The organism is Micromonospora tulbaghiae (genome assembly GCF_900091605.1).
In the GTDB taxonomy this organism is placed as follows: Bacteria; Actinomycetota; Actinomycetes; order Mycobacteriales; family Micromonosporaceae; genus Micromonospora; species Micromonospora tulbaghiae.
The window spans coordinates 746,005-764,313 of the sequence record NZ_FMCQ01000003.1 but is presented as its reverse complement, the minus strand read 5'-3'; the positions used below and the strand labels follow the sequence as shown (position 1 = coordinate 764,313).

17 protein-coding genes are annotated in these 18,309 nt (G+C 74.8%); 7 read left to right on the top strand and 10 right to left on the bottom strand.

The window, feature by feature from the left end; translation table 11 throughout:
- Positions 1–91: 91 nt before the first annotated feature.
- Positions 92–544: a GNAT family N-acetyltransferase gene (locus GA0070562_RS12485; RefSeq protein ID WP_091420278.1), complete on the top strand. Its 453-nt coding sequence runs from the start codon at positions 92–94 to the stop codon at positions 542–544.
- Positions 545–626: 82 nt separating this feature from the next.
- Here the strand turns inward: GA0070562_RS12485 and GA0070562_RS12480 are convergent, their stop codons facing one another.
- From GA0070562_RS12480 to ligD, 5 genes are all read right to left on the bottom strand, one after another.
- Positions 627–1,352, bottom strand: coding sequence for an ABC transporter ATP-binding protein (locus GA0070562_RS12480; RefSeq protein ID WP_091420044.1), 726 nt, complete (start codon positions 1,350–1,352; stop codon positions 627–629).
- Entirely contained in the window at positions 1,352–2,386 is a 1,035-nt protein-coding gene (locus tag GA0070562_RS12475) for an ABC transporter ATP-binding protein (RefSeq protein ID WP_091420041.1), read from the bottom strand. The genes GA0070562_RS12480 and GA0070562_RS12475 overlap by 1 nt, the downstream gene beginning before the upstream one ends.
- Position 2,387: 1 nt before the next feature.
- Positions 2,388–5,117: an FtsX-like permease family protein gene (locus GA0070562_RS12470; protein WP_091420039.1), complete on the bottom strand. Its 2,730-nt coding sequence runs from the start codon at positions 5,115–5,117 to the stop codon at positions 2,388–2,390.
- Positions 5,114–8,299 (bottom strand): FtsX-like permease family protein, encoded by a 3,186-nt coding sequence (locus GA0070562_RS12465; protein WP_091420037.1) that lies wholly within the window; start codon positions 8,297–8,299, stop codon positions 5,114–5,116. The genes GA0070562_RS12470 and GA0070562_RS12465 overlap by 4 nt, the downstream gene beginning before the upstream one ends.
- Positions 8,300–8,730: 431 nt before the next feature.
- Positions 8,731–9,756, bottom strand: a complete 1,026-nt coding sequence (gene ligD, locus GA0070562_RS12460; protein ID WP_091420035.1) for a non-homologous end-joining DNA ligase — start codon at positions 9,754–9,756, stop codon at positions 8,731–8,733.
- A 47-nt stretch (positions 9,757–9,803) separates the two neighbouring features.
- Between ligD and msrB the strand changes: the two genes are divergently transcribed.
- Positions 9,804–10,214, top strand: coding sequence for a peptide-methionine (R)-S-oxide reductase MsrB (gene msrB, locus GA0070562_RS12455; protein WP_091420033.1), 411 nt, complete (start codon positions 9,804–9,806; stop codon positions 10,212–10,214).
- A gap of 8 nt (positions 10,215–10,222) precedes the next feature.
- Here msrB and GA0070562_RS12450 read toward each other — a convergent pair whose 3' ends face one another.
- Positions 10,223–10,498: an isoamylase early set domain-containing protein gene (locus GA0070562_RS12450; RefSeq protein WP_091420031.1), complete on the bottom strand. Its 276-nt coding sequence runs from the start codon at positions 10,496–10,498 to the stop codon at positions 10,223–10,225.
- A 155-nt stretch (positions 10,499–10,653) separates the two neighbouring features.
- Between GA0070562_RS12450 and GA0070562_RS12445 the strand changes: the two genes are divergently transcribed.
- The 4 genes from GA0070562_RS12445 (at position 10,654) to GA0070562_RS12430 (ending at position 13,428) form a co-directional block, all read left to right on the top strand.
- Entirely contained in the window at positions 10,654–10,914 is a 261-nt protein-coding gene (locus GA0070562_RS12445; RefSeq protein ID WP_091420029.1) for a Prokaryotic metallothionein, read from the top strand.
- Between the two features lie 78 nt (positions 10,915–10,992).
- Positions 10,993–11,670: a hypothetical protein gene (locus tag GA0070562_RS12440; RefSeq protein ID WP_091420026.1), complete on the top strand. Its 678-nt coding sequence runs from the start codon at positions 10,993–10,995 to the stop codon at positions 11,668–11,670.
- Between the two features lie 88 nt (positions 11,671–11,758).
- Complete coding sequence (locus GA0070562_RS12435) at positions 11,759–12,202, top strand: GNAT family N-acetyltransferase (protein WP_091420024.1); 444 nt, start codon at positions 11,759–11,761, stop codon at positions 12,200–12,202.
- 107 nt (positions 12,203–12,309) lie between these two features.
- Entirely contained in the window at positions 12,310–13,428 is a 1,119-nt protein-coding gene (locus GA0070562_RS12430) for a lytic polysaccharide monooxygenase (RefSeq protein ID WP_091420022.1), read from the top strand.
- A 46-nt stretch (positions 13,429–13,474) separates the two neighbouring features.
- On the opposite strand, the gene hemQ is transcribed toward GA0070562_RS12430, so the two are convergent.
- Genes hemQ through hemE form a run of 3 tightly spaced genes read right to left on the bottom strand, consistent with a single transcriptional unit; the run spans position 13,475 to position 16,683 of the window.
- On the bottom strand, positions 13,475–14,176 hold the full coding sequence (gene hemQ / locus GA0070562_RS12425) for a hydrogen peroxide-dependent heme synthase (protein WP_091420020.1): 702 nt from the start codon (positions 14,174–14,176) through the stop codon (positions 13,475–13,477).
- The gene (hemG, locus tag GA0070562_RS12420) at positions 14,173–15,582 is read right to left on the bottom strand and encodes a protoporphyrinogen oxidase (protein WP_091420018.1); all 1,410 of its coding nucleotides are present in this window, start codon (positions 15,580–15,582) and stop codon (positions 14,173–14,175) included. The genes hemQ and hemG overlap by 4 nt, the downstream gene beginning before the upstream one ends.
- A 9-nt stretch (positions 15,583–15,591) precedes the next feature.
- Positions 15,592–16,683, bottom strand: coding sequence for a uroporphyrinogen decarboxylase (gene hemE, locus GA0070562_RS12415; RefSeq protein WP_175438708.1), 1,092 nt, complete (start codon positions 16,681–16,683; stop codon positions 15,592–15,594).
- Between the two features lie 138 nt (positions 16,684–16,821).
- Here hemE and GA0070562_RS12410 point away from each other — a divergent pair, with 138 nt between their 5' ends.
- Positions 16,822–17,394 carry a DUF3000 domain-containing protein gene (locus GA0070562_RS12410; protein ID WP_091420014.1) on the top strand — a complete coding sequence of 191 codons (573 nt, stop codon included), beginning with the start codon at positions 16,822–16,824 and terminating at the stop codon, positions 17,392–17,394.
- 82 nt (positions 17,395–17,476) lie between these two features.
- On the opposite strand, the gene GA0070562_RS12405 is transcribed toward GA0070562_RS12410, so the two are convergent.
- A complete protein-coding gene (locus GA0070562_RS12405; protein ID WP_091420011.1) occupies positions 17,477–18,292 on the bottom strand; it encodes a hypothetical protein in 816 nt (271 codons plus the stop codon).
- Positions 18,293–18,309: the final 17 nt, after the last annotated feature.

Here is an 18,309-nt window from a genome sequence, read left to right as displayed (position 1 = left end):
ACGGACGGCGCAACCGGCCGCCGTGGCCGGACGGCGCAACCGGCCGCCGCCCGGGCCGCAACGGCGCGCGGCACTGTGCCAGGCTGGCCGGGTGACCGAGGTGATCTTCCGGGAGGCGGTCCGCGCCGACCTGCCCGCCGTGCTCGCGCTGCTCGCCGACGACGTGCTGGGGCGTACCCGCGACCTGCCCGAGGTGGACGAGGCGTACGAGCGGGCCTTCGCCGACCTGGACGCCGACGCGCGTAACCAGCTGATCGTCGCCGACGACGGCGGTGAACTCGTCGGCTGTTTCCAGCTCACGTACATCCCGGGGCTGGGCCGGCACGGTGCCGAACGCTGCCTGATCGAGTCGGTGCGGGTCCGCTCCGACCGGCGCGGCCGCGGGCTGGGCCGGACGATGATGCGCTGGGCGATCGACCAGGCCCGGGAGCGCGGCTGCGCGCTGGTGCAGCTCACCACCGACAAGCAGCGCGCCGACGCGCACCGGTTCTACCGCGACCTGGGCTTCGTGGCCAGCCACGAGGGCATGAAGCTGGCGCTCTGACCCGGCCGCGACCAGGCGCCAACCCTCCGCCGGACCGCCGCTGCCCGGCGCCGGACCGCCCCGTGGCGGCCCGGCGGGCGGGTCAGTCCTCCGAGACGAGCCGGCCGTCGCGCAGCGTGAGCGTACGGTCGGCCAGCTCGATCAGCGCCGGGTCGTGCGTGGCCACGAGCGCGGTCATGCCCCGGGCGTGCACCACGGCCCGGAGCAGGTCCATGATCGACCGTCCGGTCTCGGAGTCGAGCTGACCGGTCGGCTCGTCGGCGATCAGCAGGTCCGGCTCGTTCGCCAGCGCCCGGGCCACCGCCACGCGCTGCTGCTGGCCGCCGGACAGCTCGTACGGGCGCTGCGCGGCGTGCCCGCCCAGCCCGACCAGTTCCAGCAGCACCGCCACCCGCTGCTCCCGCTCGGCCGCCGGCACCTTGGCCAGCCGCAACGGGACCCCGACGTTCTCCGCCGCGGACAGGATCGGCACCAGCCCGAACGTCTGGAACACGAACCCGATCGTGCCCCGGCGCAGCGACAGCAGCTCCCGCTCGCCGGCCGCTGTGACGTCGTGACCGGCCACCCGGATCAGGCCGGCATCCGGCCGGTCCAGGCCGCCGACCAGGTTCAGCAGCGTGGTCTTGCCGGCGCCGGAGCGGCCCTGGACGGCGACCAGCTCACCGCGCCCCGCCGCGAACGAGACGTCCCGCACGGCGTGCACGGCGTGCTCGCCCTTGCCGAAGGTGCGGCTCACCCCCTCGACCCGGACCACGTCCTCGACGGCCGACGCCGGCCCCGCCGGCAGCACCACTGTCTGGTCGGTCATCACTCACTCTCCTCGCCGTGCGCCCGGTCGCCGGGGCGCACCTCGACGTGGTCGGGTTCCAGGTTGAGCCGGACCCGGTCGCGCAGGGACAGCGCCTCCACGAACTGCGCCGGCAACTGCATCCGGCCGGTGCGGTCCAGCACCGCGTACTCCTCGCTGACCATCTCGGTGCCGCCGTCGGCGGTGGCGCGCGCGGTCCGGCGTACCTCGGAGGCGGTCCGGCCGTCGCGGATCGCGACGGTACGGCGGACCTGGCCGGCCACGGCCTGGTCGTGGGTGACCACCACGATGGTGACGCCCAGCTCGGCGTTGATGGTGCGCAGCGCGGCGAACACCTCCGCCCCGGTCGCCTCGTCCAGCTCGCCCGTCGGCTCGTCGGCGAAGAGGATCTCCGGGTCGTTGGCCACCGCCACGGCCACCGCGCAGCGCTGCTGCTCGCCGCCGCTCATCTGGCCCGGCCGGCGGTCCGCGCAGTAGCCGACGCCCACCATGTCCAGCAGCTCGCGGGCCCGTTCCCGCCGCTTGCGCCCGCCGCCGGCCCGACCGGCCAGCTTCATCGGCAGCTCCACGTTCTCCAACGCGGTCAGGTACGGCAGCAGGTTGCGGCCGGTCTGCTGCCAGATGAACCCGACCACGTCCCGCCGGTACGCCAGCCGCCGCTTGTTCGACAGCGACAGCAGGTCGTAGTCGGCGACCCGGGCGATGCCGGCGGTGGGGGTGTCCAGTCCGGACAGGATGTTCAGCAGCGTCGACTTGCCGGAGCCGGAGGCGCCGACGATCGCGACCAGCTCACCCCGGTCGATGACCAGGTCGAGGCCCTGGAGGGCGACGACCTCGACGCCCTCGGTCTTGAAGATGCGCACCAGGCCGTCGCAGACGATGTGCCCGCGCAGCCGGTCGCGCCCGCCGGCCCGTTCGGCGGCGCGCTGCGCGGCACGCTGTTGCAGCGACGCCAGGTCCGGTACGGCGGACGACGGTTCGTCGCGTGGCGTGAGACGCGCCGGGCCCGGATGGCCGGAAGCGGTCGCGGTCATGTCAGCTCTCCTCTCCGAGCCGCAGCACCTCACCGAGGCGCAACCGGCGGTTGTTGACGGCTTCCACGGTGATCGCGAAGCCGAGGGCCAGCATGGCCAGGACCGACACCCCGGCCACCAGGCCGGGTTCGAAACTGGGGCGCACGTCCACACCGCCGGTGAAGGCGGGCAGCCCGAGCACCGGTGTGAGCAGCAGCGGCAGCAACGCGCCGACCACCGCTCCGGTGAGCACCGACACCAGCACCAGCGGCGTCAGCTCGACCATCAGCAGTCCGCGCCACTGCCGGCGGGACAGGCCCATGGTGCGCAGCCGGGACAGCACCTGCCCGCGCGAGCGGGCCCCGGCGAGCACCGCGAGCGCGAGCCCGAGCAGCCCCAGCGCGGCGCCGCCTCCGGCGCCGAGCACGAAGCCGAACACCAGCAGGCCGTTCACGCCGCTGCCGCCCAGGTCGGCGCGCACTGCCGAACGGGTCGTCACCTCCGGCGCGCGGGCCTTGTCCCCGGTGCCGACCCCGCCGATGCGCAGGTAGCGGTTCTGCCCCTCACGCGCGACCCGGTCCACCTCGGCGGCGTCCACGCCCGCGCCGGCCAGCACGAACCCGGTGGGCGCGAGCTGATGCGGCGCGTCGGCCGGCAACGCCGGCCACGGCAGCACCACGAACCGGCGTACGCCCTTGCCGACCAGCGCGAACTCGTCGACGGTGGCGGCGGTCCGCACCGGCAGCCGGTTGCCCTGCACGTCCAGCCAGGCGGGCCGCTCACCCCGGGCGTCGGCGAGCCCGGCGTCGGCCAGTTCCTCGGCCACCGCCGGGGACACCAGCGCCGGCAGCGGCGTGCTCCCGTCGGCGCGGGCCCGCACCGGGTCGGGCACGCTCACCGGTACGCCGGCCTGCCGTGCCACCTCGGCGAACCGCTCCCCGTCCACGAGCACCACACGCATCTCGGTGATCGGGGCGGGGCGTCCGGCGCGGTCGGCGTAGGGGCGTTCAGCCGGCACCGTGAGCAGCGGCGCGACAGCGCGTACCCCCGGCAGCCCGGCCAGCTTCTCGGCCGTGTCCGGTGTGAAGCGCTCCCCGCGTACCAGCAGGTCACCGGGCACGGCCTGGGCGGCGGCGGTGTCCCGGCCGGTCTCGATGCCGGACGCGACCACGCCGCAGAACGCGGCGGTGGCGACGGCCAGCACCACCACGACCAGCGGCCCGGTGGTCGCGGCCCGGCCCGCGCGGGCGGTGCCGAGGAACGCGACGCTGCCGCGCGCCCGGGCGGCGACGCGGCTGACCAGCCGCAACGGCCAGGGGTACGCGCGCAGCGCCAGCAGCGCCGCCGCGATCGCCAGCAGCACCGGCACCGAGACGAGCAGCGGGTCCACCGAACCGGCGGTGAGCCCGCGCCGGCGCAGCAGGAACGCGCCGAGCACGGCGAGCCCGAGTACCGCCACCTCGACGGTGAGCCGGACGGCGGGCGACCGGCCGCCCAGGTCGGAACGCCCACCGACCCGGCGGCCGACGGCGAGCGCGGCCAGGGGCGGCAGCAGCGTGGCCAGGAGCCCGGCGATCACCACCCAGCGCCATGACGCACCGGTGCCGGGCAGCAGCCCGCCGAGCAGCCAGCCGATCCCGGCCGCGGCCGGCAGCACCAGCGCCGACTCGGCCAGACCGCGACGCAGCACGTCACCGGTCGAACCGCCGCGCGCCCGGATCAGGTGGAACTCGGCGCGGCGGCGGCGCGCGGCCAGCCGGGCGGCCAGCAGCGTCAGCCCGGCCAGCGTGGCGAGCAGTCCGGCCGCGATGACCGCGAGCAGGGTACGCGCGGCGGCGAGCGAGTCGGCGAAGCGCCGCAGCGGTATGTCCACGCCCTGGCTGAGGGTCATCTTGACCTCGGTGGGCAGGGCGCCGTCCAGCCCGTCGACCCCGGCGATCAGCGCGTCGAGGCGGCCCGGTTCGAGCCGGTCCGGGGCGATCCGGTACCGCCAGCCGAACGTCACAGGCCATTCGCGAGCCGTGATCGAGTTCAGGCCCGCGTCGGCGGTGTACGCGACGGCCACGAACGGGTCGCCGTCGCCTTCGGGCGGGCTGAGGTTCAGCATCGACGGCAGCGTGTCCCAGACACCGCCGGCCGGGTCGTTCGGTCGCCACACGCCGACCAGGTCGACCGGGCGGGAGTTGACCACGTTGTTGTCGCGGTCCAGCAGGGAGAGGCGGAACCGGTCGCCGGCCGCGACGCCGAGCCTGGTGGCGATCGTCTCGGCGAGCGTCACCTCGATCGCGCCGGCCGGGGTGACGCCGCGTTCCGGCCACCGCCCACCGACCAGGGTGGCCGCCTCCCGGATGCCGGTGCCGGCGCGCAGGTGCAGGTCGATCAGCCCTTTGTCGTCGCTCAGCGTCGGACCGCGCAGTCGCCCGGGGACGGTCTGCGCCGCGAACCAGCGCTCGCCGATCGTGTCGCGCACCTCGGCGGGCATCTTCTCCTCGATCGCCGCGAGCAGGGCTCCCCGGCTGGCGGCGACGGGCTGGTCCGAGGCCGGCACGACGTCCGGTCCGGCGCTGTACGCGAGATCCCGGCGGGCCACCGGCTGACCGGCCACGTACTCGGTGAGGCCCTGCCCGGTCAGCCGGTCGGCGACCCGGGGCACGCCCGTGATCAACAGCGCGGTCACCAGGGTCAGGACGGCGAGCAGCAGGAACTGCCCCCCGTACGCGCGAACCCGGCGCGCGGCACCAGGAAGGCTCATCGTTCTCCTCCGATCCGGAGCTGCGCGGCGGCGACCCGCTGGCGGATGCCGGTGGTGATGAGGGCGGCGAAGGCGAGCGCGGCGAGCAGCAGCCCGGCGGCGGTCGCCCCGATCGGCACCCAGGGCACTGTGAAGGCCGCCTCGGGCACCGGCCGTCCGGCGGCCGGGGTGAGGATCACCAACGGCACCATGGTGGCTGCGACGAGGGCGCCGACGAGCATGCCGACGCCGACGCCGATCGCGGCCAGGAACGTCTGTTCCGCGAGGTACGCGCGAGCCAGCAGCCGGGTGTTCGCGCCGAGCGTGTTGAACACGGCGAACTCGGTGAGCCGGCGCCGGGTGGTGGCCCACACGTCGACCGCCAGGCCGACCAGGGCGAGCAGCACCGAGCCGAGCGCGGCGGCCAGCAGCCCGGTGCGCGCACCCTGCCAGTACGGATCCTGGGCGGCCTCCGCGGCCACCGCCCGCCGGTCAAGCAGCACCGTGCCGCCGGTCGAGGCGAGCGCGTCAGCGGCGGCGGCGTGCCCGCCGGGCGTGGTGCCCAGCCACCACTCGGCCACCGGCCGGACGCCGCCGCTGCGTTCGAGGAGCTGCGTGGTGGCGGTGGGCAGGTCCAGCAGCACGCCGTCGCCCCCGGTGCCGGGGATCGCGGCGACCTGGCCGACCACTGTGACCTCGACAGTCACCTCGGCGACCGACAGCTTGACGGTGTCGCCGGTCTTGAGGCTCATCGCGGCGGCCACGCCGGGGGTGACGAGCACCGGCACCGGACGGTCCGGCGCCTGCGGCACCAGCGCGAACCGGGACGAGGGCACCCGGGCGAACTGCAGCAGCCCGGCCGGCACGTCGAAGCCCTGCGTCCCGTCGATCCGGGTGGGGCTCGCCTTGGCGGTGCCGCGCGGCCCGGAGCCCGGGTCGATCACCCGCCAGGATCCCTCCACCGGCACCGGCAGGACCGCTCCGTCGGCGTCGGTGAGCCGCAGCTCGTCCAGGAGCAGCCGGTAGGAACTGCCGGTGGCGTCGCCGCCGTCGGCCTCGAAGCCGGCCAGGCGCAGCGGGGCGCCGCCGCTGTCGGGCAGCGGCACCGAGAAGCGCATCGGCTTCCCGTCGCCGCCGGCCTCGGCCAGCCGGACCCGCCAGGTGGCCCCGGCGTCGGTGGTGAACAACGCGGTCACCGCCACCCGGGGCCGGTCGAACATGCTGTCGACAGGCGTGCGGACGGTGCCGGACAGTGTCTTCGCCCCCTCGGGCAGGACGCCGCCGGCCGGCGCGGTCCGGCCGTTCGCGAGCCGGTCCAGCAGGGCCCCGGTGGACGCGTCACCGCCGGCGTCGTCGAGGCGGATCATCCCCTTCGCGGCGGCGGCGTCCAGCGCCACCACCGTCGCCGGCCGGGCCTCACGGCCCACCCGCACGTCGTCGCGCCAGGCGGGCAGCACCCGCTCCACGCCGGGCACGGCGGCCAGCTGGGCGGCCCGGTCGGCGGGCGCGGTGCCGTCCCGTTCGGTCAGCCGCAGGTCCGTGCCGACCGTGTGCTGCGCCTGGTCGCGCTGCGAGCGTTCCCAGGAGGCGACGAGCGACCAGGCGAGCGTGCTGCCGCCGACGGCGAGCGCGAGCAGCAGCACCGGGCCGGCGTGCGGGCGGCGGCCCGCCTGCCACATGCCGAACATGGTGGCGTTCCACGTCCGCCGGTCGACGAAGCGTTCCGCGATCCGGGTGGTCGGCGGCAGCAGCCGCAACGCGATCATTGCGCCGGCCAGCACGCCGATGGTCGGCGCGGCGGCCAGCAGCGGGTCGATGCCGAGGCTGCCGTTCGCGCCGGCGAGCGGCGAGGAGTACTGCCGCAGCTGGGTCCAGGCGAGCACGGCGAGCGCCACCAGCGCCACGTCCACGCTGGCGCGCTGCACCGCCGCTCCCCGGGAGGGGCGGGATCGGGCCGCCATGTCGGCCACGTAGGTGCCGGCCCGGCGCATCGCCGGCAGCACCATGGCGAGCAGGCAGCCCACCGCCGCGCCGACCGCGACCACCCACACCCGGGCGAGGTCGCCGTCGGCCAGCCCCAGGTCCGCGCCCAGGTAGTGGATCGCCTGCCCGGTCAGCGCCGGGGCCAGCAGCAGCGCCGGCGCCACCACGAGCGTCGCCTCGCGTACGGCCAGCCCGGCGATCTGCCCCCGGGCGGCCCCCCGGGCCCGTAGCAGTGCGGTCTGCGCCCGCCGGTCCTCGTTGAGCAGCGCGGCCACCAGCACCAGCGCGTACCCGCCGAGCACCACGATCAGCAGCAGCGGGGTGAGCAGCGCGGACCGGCCCACCAGGTCGGCCCGGCTGAGCCGGTCGACGAGCCGGTCCAGGTGGCTGACCTGCTGCGTCGAGGAGCCCAGGCCGGTGGCCCCGGGCAGCTTCCCGGTGATCTCGTCCAGCGCTGTGGTCACGGCGGGTAGCCGGGCCGGCTCGACCGCCACCAGATCCGGGTCGACCACCCAGGCCGCCGAGGTGGAGCCCGGGAAGGTGCGGGCGAAGTCGGCCGGGTCGAGCGCGAACGGCCCGTACGAGGTGATCTCCGCGTCGCCCTGGCTCTCCCCCACCCCCGGGGCGAGACGCCAGTACGCCTCGGCGGCGTCCCGGGGCCGCCACGTGCCCACGACCACCACGGTGCCGGCGCGCTCCGCGCCCCTGTCGTACAGCGGCACCCGCTCCCCGACCTCCAGGCTCAGTTGCGCGGCCACCTTCTCCGGCAACGTCACCTGCAACGGGTTGCTGCCGGGCACCGGCCACGCCCCGGCGGCTAGCTCGGCGTGCGCGGGCAGATCGTCGAGCGTGGCCAGGTTGGCGAACATCGGGTCGTCGTCGGTACGGGCGGCGCCCACGTCGCCGGTCAACTCCCGCCCGGTCCCGGAGCGGGTCCCGGCCACGGTGACCGGGGCGCCGCCGAGCCCGTTGGCGAACTGTTCCCGTACCGCCCGGTCCCGCTCGGCGAACGCGGCGGCGTCGGCGCCGCCGGAGCCGCTGATCAGCAGGCTGCGTTCCTCGGCGGGGGCGGCGTCGAGCACCGCGCGGGCGCCCGCCTCGACCGCCCGGCGGTTGTAGTCGGAGAGCCCGGTGACCAACGCGACCGCGACGAGTGCCGCGACAGCGGCGGCGAGCAGCAGCCCACGAGCCTCTATCGCCCGCCTCCACACCAGCTTCATCCGACGTCCTCTCCTGGCCCCGGCGGGCCGATGCCGAGAGAGAGCAGTGACGCCCACCAAAAGGTTCGCGCCCGTTACATGATCGTTATCGGTCCCCACCCACCCCCTCCCCGCCCCACCCGCCCACCTCCCCGTCGATCTTGGAGTTGTGGCACCTCGAACGCGCTCCATGCGCCTTTTGGGAACGACCACAACTCCAAGATCGACGGGATCCACCGGGGTAGCGGGCGAGGGCTGTCCACAGGGGCGGACGGGAGGGGCGGCGGGGCGGGAGGGTGGGCGGGTGTGGCGGTACACACGGCCACCGACCTCTACCGCCGCCCTCGGCACGTCGTCGCTTCGGTCCGGGCCCTGCTCACCGCCTCCGGCTGAGCCCCAGTCACCCGAGCACGGCGCACGCCGCGCGCACTCGCCGACAAGGGGACGGCGCGTCAGGGGCGGGGGCGGTCGCGGTCCTTGGAGGGCTGGACCCGCTTCGGCTCGCCGGGCATCTTCGGGTACTCCGGCGGGTACGGCATGTCGCCCAGCCCGTCCGCGGCGTCCCGCTCGGCCCACTCCAGCAGCGGCGTGATGTCCCACGGGGCGTCGTCGATGCCGGCGTGCGGGTCGCCGCGCTCGGCGAACCGGGCCGGCACCGTGCCCAGGTGGAAGTCGTCCGGGTCGACTTGCGGCAGCTCGTCCCAGTCGACCGGGGTGGAGACGGTGGCGCGGGCGTTGGCGCGCAGCGAGTACGCGCAGGCGATGGTGCGGTCCCGCGCCGTCTGGTTGAAGTCGACGAAGACCCGCTCGCCGCGCTCCTCCTTCCACCAGGCGGTGGTGACCAGCTCGGGGCGGCGGCGTTCCAGCTCCCGGGCCAGCGCGATGGTGGCCCGGCGCACCTCCACGAACGTCCAGCGCGGCTGGATCCGCAGGTAGACGTGCACGCCCCGGCCGCCGGAGGTCTTCGGCCAGCCGGGCACGCCCAGCTCGTCGAGCAGCCCGCGCAGCTCACCGGCGGCGGTCACCGCGTCGGCGAAGTCGGTGCCGGGTTGCGGATCGAGGTCGACGCGCAGCTCGTCGGGGCGGTCGGTGTCGGCAGCGCGCACCGGCCACGGGTGGAACACCACGGTGCCCATCTGCGCCGCCCAGGCCACGTGCGCCAGGTCGGCCGGGCACAGCTCGTCGGCCGGGCGGCCGCTGGGGAAGGTGATCCGCGCGGTGCGGACCCACGGGGGCACGCCTCGCTGCGGCACCCGCTTGGAGAAGAACATCTCCCCCTCGATGCCCTCGGGGAAGCGCTGGAGCGTGGTGGGCCGGTCGCGCAGGGCGCGCATGATCCCGTCGCCGACTGCGAGGTAGTAGCGGAAGACGTCGGCCTTCGTGAAGCCGCGCTGCGGGAAGATCACCCGATCGGGGCTGCTCAGCCGCACCGTGTGCCCGGCTACCTCGATCTCCTCGACCGCGCTCCTGCCCGCCATCACGCGACCATATGCGATGCCACCGACACCCGACGTACCGTGGAGCGGTGAGTCTTTCCGACAACGAACTGCCCCGTACCGAGGACGAATGGCGCGTCCGGCTGAGCCCCGAGGAGTTCCGGGTGCTCCGCGAGGCCGGCACCGAGGCGCCCTGGACCGGTGAGTACGTCGACACCAAGACCCCCGGCGTCTACCACTGCCGGGCCTGCGGGCTGGAACTGTTCCGCAGCCAGGACAAGTTCGACTCGCACTGCGGCTGGCCGAGCTTCGACGACGCCATCCCGGGAGCGGTCAAGGAGATCCCGGACAACACGCTCGGGATGCGGCGCGTAGAGATCCGCTGCGCGCGCTGCGACAGCCACCTCGGGCACGTCTTCGAGGGTGAGGGCTTCACCCCGAAGGACACCCGGCACTGCGTCAACTCGATCTCGGTGCGGCTGGAGCCCGGCGCCGGCTGACGGCGGCGTCACAGCCGCAGCAGGCCGCCGGCCTCGTCCACCTGGTCGGCGGCCTCGTCGTCCAGCCACACCCCGCCGGTGGCGAGGTAACGGAAGCGGTACTCCCCCGGCGCGAGCCGGACCGTCACGGTACGGGTGCCGTCGCGCCGCGGCACCAGCTCGTGCCGGCCGGGCTCCCAGCCGTTGAAGCAGCCGACCACGCTGACCGCGCCGGCCGGCGTGTCCCGGGGCAGCGAGAACGTCACCCGGGTCTGGTTGCCGAAGAGCTTGTTGCGCTTGATCACGAATCCTCCGGGGATTTTCGGCGGTCACAGGAGTCAACGCGCGACACGCCGGGAGCGACTCGCCGTGGGGCCGGATCAGGTTCGCCGGTTCCGGTTGCTCGAAGGTGTCGTCTGCGCGACTCTCGGATGACAGGTCCGTTTTCGGGGGGTTTCGCATGACTGCCTGCGAGGTTTGCGGCAACGATTACTGGATGGCGTTCGAGGTGCGCACCGTCGACGGGTCGCGGCACACGTTCGACTGTTTCGAGTGCGCGGTGCACAAGATGGCGCCGATCTGCGAGCACTGCCAGATCAAGATCGTCGGGCACGGCGTCGAGGTCTCCGGCCGCTTCTTCTGCTGCGCCCACTGCGCCCGCGCCGTCGAGGGCGAGCAGGGCGCCGAGGTACGCGACGCGGTCGGCGCCCGCCCCGCCTGACGCGTGGTTCGGCCACGCCCAGGGGCGGGCCGTGCTCCGGGGACACCGTCGGAGTCGATCTCTGACTAGCATCCATCCGTGACCCGACGGTTGATCATCGCGGCGGCACTCGTCGCCGTCCTCGCGGGCTGCTCTCCCGCCACCGAGCCGAGCGCCACGACCGCCCCCGATCCGGCGCTCGCCGCGCCCTCGCCCACCGACGGCGGCGCCGCCGCGGCGCTGCGCGACCGGTACGCCGCGACCGGCAGCCTGGCCGGCCTGGCCGAGGAACCCGAGCACGCCAGTGAGCGGCTCGACTCCGACGGTGTCGTGTGCGGTCGCCCGCTGCCCCTGCTCGACCGGCGGCTGGTCGTGTCCACCCGGGTCTTCGTCACGCCGCAGGGAACCCCGGCCGCCGAGTTCGTCGAGATCGCCCAGGAGACCGTGGTCTACCCGGACGAGCCGACGGCCGCGGACGCGGTACGGCAGATCTTCGGCGTGCTGGAGGCGTGCGAGCGCGACGAGGAGGACGGCCAGGTGACCGCCGGCCACACCGCAGCGGACCTGCCCGCCGGGCTGGGCGTGCCGGGCCGCGTGGTGTCGGCGACCATGACGGTGCCCGACGGCGCCCGCTTCCCGCACCGCTACGGCTGCCTGCACCGGGGCCGGGTGACCCAGTGCGTCGCGGTCTGGACCCGCTCGGCGGCCGACACCGGCACCTGGTTCGAGCGCGCCGTCACCGCCACCGCCGCCGGGCTGCGCGCGTCCAGGGACTGACAACCGCGCCGGCCCGGCGCGCGCCGGGTCGACATGTCGCGCCAGGGGGAGCACGAGCAGCCGGAGACGCGCCGCCTACCCTGGGCCGATGCCCGTCGAGTCCCACCTGGCCGGCTTCGCCGACCTGGACGCCCGCACCTTCCACGACCTGCTCCGGCTGCGCATCGACGTGTTCGTGGTCGAGCAGTCCTGCCCGTACCCGGAGCTGGACGGCCGGGACGTCGAACCCGGCACCCGCCACCTGTGGCTGAGCAGCGACGACGTTGTGGTCGCGTACCTGCGGATCCTGGCCGACCCCGGCGGCGTGGCGCGGATCGGGCGGGTGGTGGTGGCGTCGGCGGCCCGCGGCGCGGGCCTGGCCGGCGCGCTGATGACCGAGGCCCTGGCCGTGGTGGGTGACCGGCCGTGCGTGCTCGACGCGCAGACGCACCTGGTCGGCTTCTACGCGGGGCTCGGCTTCGAGGTCAGCGGCCCCGGCTACGTCGAGGACGGCATCCCGCACACCCCGATGCGCCGTGACCCGACTAATTGACGTTTGTCGCTTTTTGTGGCAGCGTGCGGGCGGAGCCGCCACGCGGGAGAGGGCAACTCCCGACAGTCCGGGCGTCGTGCACCGACACCCCATCCCGGAGGCTTTCCATGTCCACTCCGTACCGCCGCCCCTTGCCGCTCGCGGCGGCGATCATCGCCGTCTGCGCGGTGGTGGCGGCGCTGCTCACCACCGCGTTCTCCGGCCCGGCCTCGGCGCACGGGTCGGTTGTCGACCCGGCCTCGCGCGCCTACAGCTGCTGGCAGCGCTGGGGCGGTGACTTCCAGAACCCGGCCATGGCCACCCAGGACCCGATGTGCTGGCAGGCGTGGCAGGCCGACCCGAACGCCATGTGGAACTGGAACGGCCTGTTCCGCGAGGGCGTGGCCGGCAACCACCAGGGCGCCATCCCGGACGGGCAGCTGTGCAGCGGCGGCCGCACCCAGAGCGGCCGCTACAACGCGCTCGACACCGTCGGCGCCTGGAAGACCGTGCCGGTCACCAACAGCTTCCGGGTCAAGTTCTTCGACCAGGCCAGCCACGGCGCCGACTACATCCGGGTGTACGTGACCAAGCAGGGTTTCAACGCGCTCACCTCGCCGCTGCGCTGGAGCGACCTGGAACTGGTCGGCCAGATCGGCAACACCCCGGCCAGCCAGTGGACGCGTGAGGTGGACGGCGTGTCCATCCAGATCCCGGCGAACGCGCCGGGCCGCACCGGCCGGCACATCGTCTACACCATCTGGCAGGCCAGCCACCTGGACCAGTCCTACTACCTGTGCAGTGACGTGGACTTCGGCGGGTCCGGCCCGTCGCCGACGACGTCCCCGACCACCCCGCCGACCAGCACGCCGCCCACCAGCACCCCGCCGACGAGCACGCCGCCGACCAGCCCGCCGCCGAGCACGCCGAACCCGGCCGGTGGCTGCACCGCGACGTACGCGATCACCGGTTCGTGGGGCGGTGGCTTCCAGGCCGAGGTGAAGGTGACCAACGGCAGCGGTTCACCGATCCGCGGCTGGTCGGTGAGCTGGAACTACCAGAACGGCCAGCAGGTCAACTCGGCGTGGAACGCCACTGTGACCACGAGCGGAACGCTGGTGACGGCACGCAACGTGGCCTACAACGGCTCGCTCGCGCCGGGTGCGAGCACCTCGTTCGGCTTCACCGGCTCGGCCGGTGCGACGAACCCGGTGCCCGGCATCCTGTCCTGCACGACGACCGCCTGACCGGGATCCGGCCGGGACCGCGAGCGCGGTCCCGGCCGGGCACCCCTCAGACCAGGCAGTTGACGATGTCGGCGACCGGGCGGCGGCGGCCGGTGTAGAACGGGATCTCCTCCCGCACGTGCCGGCGGGCGCCGGAGGCCCGCAGGTCGCGCATGAGATCCACGATCCGGTGCAGCTCGTCGGCCTCGAACGCCAGCATCCACTCGTAGTCGCCGAGCGCGAACGAGGCGACGGTGTTGGCCCGCACGTCCGGGTAGCCGCGGGCCATCTTGCCGTGCTCGGACAGCAGCTCACGCCGCTCGGCGTCGGGCAGCAGGTACCACTCGTACGAGCGCACGAACGGGTAGACGCACAGGTAGGAGCGCGGCTGCTCGTCGGCCAGGAACGCCGGGATGTGGCTCTTGTTGAACTCGGCCGGGCGGTGCAGCGCCATCTGCGACCAGACCGGGGTGAGCGCCCGGCCCAGCGTGGTGCGGCGGAACCGCAGGTACGCGTCCTGGAGCGCGTCGCTGGACGACGAGTGCCACCAGATCATCAGGTCGGCGTCGGCGCGCAGCCCGGCCACGTCGTACGTGCCCCGGATCGTGACGTCCTTGCCGGCCAGCTCGGTGAAGAGCGACTCGACCTCGTCGACGACGTTCTCCCGCAGCGACGGCAGCGGGCTGGTGGCCCGGTACACCGACCACATGGTGTAGCGGATGGTCTCGTTGAGCTCCCGCAGCCGCGCCGCGTTGGTCTGCTCGGTCATGCTGCCGATCCTCCCAGTGCCGTGATGATCTCTTCGGCCGCCGTCTCGCCGGAGCGGACGCAGACCGGAATGCCGACGCCGTCATAGCCGGCCCCGGCCACTGCAAGCGTCGGGTGGGCGGCGCGCAGCGCCGTCCGGACCGCCGCCACCCGGCCGGTGTGCCCCGGCGTGTACTGCGGCAGCGCGCCACCCCACCGCTGCACGTGCCGGACCACCGGGGCCGGCAGCGGCGCGCCGAGCACCGCCGACAGCTCCCGGTGCACCGTGTCGGCCAGGTCGTCGTCGGTGAGCCGCAGCGACGTCTCGTCGCCGTACCGGCCGACCGAGGCGCGCACCAGCGCCAGCCCGTCCGGCCGCCGCAGGTGCCCCCACTTGGTGGTGAAGAACGTGGACGCCTTGATCGTCAGCCCTTCGCCGGCCGGCACCAGGAAGCCGGACAGCTCCGGCAGGGCCGGGCCTGGCAGTGCCAGCGTGATCAGGGCGACGCTGGCGTAGTCGAGCGCGCCGACCGTGTCGGCCACCTCGGGCGCGGCGGCGGCGAGCAGCCGCGCGGCCGGGCGGGCCGGCACCGCGAGCAGCACCGCGTCGGCCTCGACGTGCTCGGCGTCGCGGGTCGGCCCGACGGTGAGCCGCCAGCCGTCCGGGGTGCGGCGCAGTTCGCGTACCGCGGCGCCCCGGCGGATCGTCGCACCGCTCGCCGTCGCCGCCACCTCGACCAACGTGCTCAGCCCGCCGGCGAGGGTGCCGAAGACCGGGGCGCCCGGCGCGCGCGGCGCGGCGGCCTGCGCGGCGCGTACCGCCCCGACCAGCGTGTGCTCGGAGCGGGCCGCGCGAGCCAGCGCCGGCATCGTGGTGACCAGCGACAGGTCGTCGGCCCGCCCGGCGTACACACCGCCGAGCATCGGATCGACCAGCCGCTCCACCACCGCGTCACCGAGACGCTTGCGGACCAGCTCACCGACCGACGTGTCCTCGCCGTCGGCCAGCAGCGGCCGGCCCGCGTCGCGGTCGGCGTCCGCGGCCGGCGGCGCCACCGCCGCCACCTTGTCCAGATCCCCGGGTACGCCGACGAGCGTGCCGCCCGGCACCGGTCGCAACGTGCCGTCGACCAGCAGGGCCGCCTGCCCGACCGTGGGGTGCACGATCTCCTCGTCCAGGCCGAGGCGGCGGGCCAGCGTCACCGCTGCCGACTCGCCACCGGCCGGGTCGCGCATCAGGAACGACTCCGCGCCGAACTCGACCGGGCCACCGGCCAGCTCACCGGTGAACAGCTTCCCGCCGAGGCGGCCGGACTGCTCGTACACGGTGATCTCGGTGCCCTCGGGAGCCCGGTCGCGCAACCGGACGGCGGCGGCCAGCCCGGTGATCCCGCCACCGACGATCGCCACCCGCCACGGTCGCACCACTGTCTCCTCCTAGCGCTCCGGTCGCGCGGTCAGCTCGTGCACCAGCGCGACCACCCGGGTCAGCACCTCGGGGTCGGTCTCCGGCAGGACGCCGTGACCGAGGTTGAACACGTGGCCGGGAGCGGCCCGGCCCTGCTCGACGATGCGCCGCACCTCGGCCTCCACCGCCGGCCAGGGGGCGAGCAGCACTGTCGGGTCGAGGTTGCCCTGCACCGCCTTGTCGGGCCCGATCCGGCCGGTGGCGACGTCCAGCGGCGTCCGCCAGTCCACGCCCACCACGTCGGCGCCGGCCTCGCCCATCGCGCCGAGCAGCTCGCCGGTGCCCACCCCGAAGTGGATCCGGGGTACGCCCGCGTCGGCGAGCCCGCCCAGCACGTACGTCGAGTGCGGCAGCACGAAGCGGCGGTAGTCGGCCTCGGAGAGCGCGCCGGCCCACGAGTCGAACAGCTGCACCGCGGAGACCCCGGCGTCGATCTGCACCTGGAGGAACGCAAGCGTCACCTCGGCCAGCCGCGCGCACAGCGCGTGCCACAGGTCCGGGTCGCCGTACATCAGCGCCTTGGTCTTGGCGTGCGTGCGCGACGGGCCGCCCTCCACCAGGTAGCTGGCGAGCGTGAACGGGGCGCCGGCGAAGCCGATCAGCGGGGTGTCGCCCAGCTCGACGACGAGCCGGCGGACCGCCTCGTCCACGTACGACACGTCGTCGCGGCCGATCGGGGTGATCCGCTCGACGTCGGCGGCGGTACGGACCGGTTCGGCCACCACCGGGCCGGTGCCGGGCACGATGTCCAGGTCGACGCCGGCCGCGGCGACCGGCACCACGATGTCGCTGAACAGGATCGCCGCGTCCACGCCGTGCCGGCGCACCGGCTGGAGCGTGATCTCGGTGACCAGCTCGGGCCGGCGGCAGGACTCCAGCATCGGCACGTTCGCCCGGATCTCCCGGTACTCCGGCAACGACCGGCCGGCCTGGCGCATGAACCAGACCGGGGTGTGCGGGCCCGGCTCGCGCCGGCAGGCCCGGAGGAAGGGCGAGTCGGCCGGCCCGCCACGGCGGGGTTCTCCGTCTCGGGCGGCAGTGCCCGTGGTGTCGGTGGTCATCGCGGCAATCGTGCCACGCCCCCGGTGCGCGCCCGCGCTCACCGTCCGCATTTGTGACGTAGAAGGAAGGCCCCTCAACCGGCGATCACCCGGCGCGCCGTCGCGCGCCGCGCGGTGAGCGCGGCATAGGCTGCCCGCATGGCCCCCCCGATCGCGCTCCCGGAAACGTTCGCTCGCGCGGTCGCGGGGCTGCGGTCGGTGACACCCCGCCCGGAGATCGAGCTGGAGGAGGTCGGGGCGCCGCAGCGGCTGGCCCCGTACGCGTTCGCGCTCTCCGCCGCCGTGCTGCGCGACGACGACGAGGTGGCCACCGGCCGGCTGATCCTGCTGCACGACCCGGCCGGGCACGAGGCCTGGCAGGGCACGCTGCGGCTGGTCACGTACGTCACCGCCGAGCTGGAGGTCGACCTCGCCAGCGATCCGCTGCTGCCCGGCGTCGGCTGGACCTGGCTGACCGACGCGCTCGACGCGCAGGGCGCCGGGCACCGGGCGATCGGCGGCACCGTCACCCAGACGCTCTCCACCCGCTTCGGCGAGCTGGCCGGGCCGCCCGCCGCCGGTGACATCGAGATCCGCGCCTCCTGGACGCCGCTGCGCGCCGACCTCGGTCCGCATCTGCTCGGCTGGTGCACGCTGCTGGCCTCCACGGCCGGCCTGCCGCCGCCCGGCGTCACCGCGCTGCCCACCCGCCGCTCGGCAGGCGCCGCCTGACCGTCGCTCGTTCGCGGGGCGAATCGCGGGATGCGCGAAGGCCGCCCCGGGCGATCCGGGGCGGCCTTCGGACGGACGCCGGTCAGAGGTAGTTCTCGGCCTCGTCGCAGACCTTGTCGAGGCCCTTGTTGGCCGCGTCGAAGGCGGCCCGGTCGCCGCGCGACGCCGCCGCGATGGCGGTGGTCAGCTTGTCCAGGCAGCTCGCGATGACCTTCTTCTGCCGGGCCTGCTCGTCCCGGTCGTTCTTGGTGCCGGTCAGGTCCTGCTGGGTGTTCGACAGCCGCTCCTGGACCGTCTTCAGCTCACCCTTGAGCTTCTCGATCTCCTGCTGGTTCGCCGAGATCGTGCCGTCACGCTGGCTGACCGTCTGCCGGGACTTGTCCAGCTCGCCGTTCGTGGAGACGTACAGGAACGTCATCACGCCGCCGAAGACGAACAGCAACGCGGCGACGAGGCCGAGCACCACCGCGGCCCACTTCCTGCCGCCGCCGGTCGCCGGCGCGGCGCCCGGCGGGCCGTACGGGCCGGGCGGCCCGGACATCGGCGGCGGCGCGAAGCCGGGGCCGGACACCGGCGGAGCGGACGCCGGCGGGACCGACATCGGCTGCGCGTAGCCGGGGGCGGAGACCGGCGGGACGGATACCGGCGGCGCCGACATCGGCTGCGCCGGCGGGGGCACCGGGGCGGCGCCGGGCGCGTATCCCGGCTGTCCCGGCGCGGCGGGCTGATATCCGCCGTACCCGGGAGCCCCGCCGGACACGGTGGGCTGGTGCAGGGTCGGCGAGGGCTGGTTCGGGTCGTACTGCTGGGGCGCGGGCCGGCTGCCGTACGGGTTGCCGTAGACCGTGCCCCCCGGCGCCGGGGGCTGGTTGTCGCCTCCGGCCGGTGGGTAGGACATGTCGTTCCTCCAGATGT

Bases quoted from the DNA above. Each gene is read 5' to 3' on its own strand.
- GA0070562_RS12480 (WP_091420044.1), bottom strand. From the start codon at position 1,352: ATGACCGACCAGACAGTGGTGCTGCCGGCGGGGCCGGCGTCGGCCGTC.
- GA0070562_RS12475 (WP_091420041.1), bottom strand. From the start codon at position 2,386: ATGACCGCGACCGCTTCCGGCCATCCGGGCCCGGCGCGTCTCACGCCA.
- GA0070562_RS12470 (WP_091420039.1), bottom strand. From the start codon at position 5,117: ATGAGCCTTCCTGGTGCCGCGCGCCGGGTTCGCGCGTACGGGGGGCAG.
- GA0070562_RS12465 (WP_091420037.1), bottom strand. From the start codon at position 8,299: ATGAAGCTGGTGTGGAGGCGGGCGATAGAGGCTCGTGGGCTGCTGCTC.
- ligD (WP_091420035.1), bottom strand. From the start codon at position 9,756: ATGGCGGGCAGGAGCGCGGTCGAGGAGATCGAGGTAGCCGGGCACACG.
- GA0070562_RS12445 (WP_091420029.1), top strand. From the start codon at position 10,654: ATGACTGCCTGCGAGGTTTGCGGCAACGATTACTGGATGGCGTTCGAG.
- GA0070562_RS12435 (WP_091420024.1), top strand. From the start codon at position 11,759: ATGCCCGTCGAGTCCCACCTGGCCGGCTTCGCCGACCTGGACGCCCGC.
- GA0070562_RS12430 (WP_091420022.1), top strand. From the start codon at position 12,310: ATGTCCACTCCGTACCGCCGCCCCTTGCCGCTCGCGGCGGCGATCATC.
- hemQ (WP_091420020.1), bottom strand. From the start codon at position 14,176: ATGACCGAGCAGACCAACGCGGCGCGGCTGCGGGAGCTCAACGAGACC.
- hemE (WP_175438708.1), bottom strand. From the start codon at position 16,683: ATGACCACCGACACCACGGGCACTGCCGCCCGAGACGGAGAACCCCGC.
- GA0070562_RS12410 (WP_091420014.1), top strand. From the start codon at position 16,822: ATGGCCCCCCCGATCGCGCTCCCGGAAACGTTCGCTCGCGCGGTCGCG.
- GA0070562_RS12405 (WP_091420011.1), bottom strand. From the start codon at position 18,292: ATGTCCTACCCACCGGCCGGAGGCGACAACCAGCCCCCGGCGCCGGGG.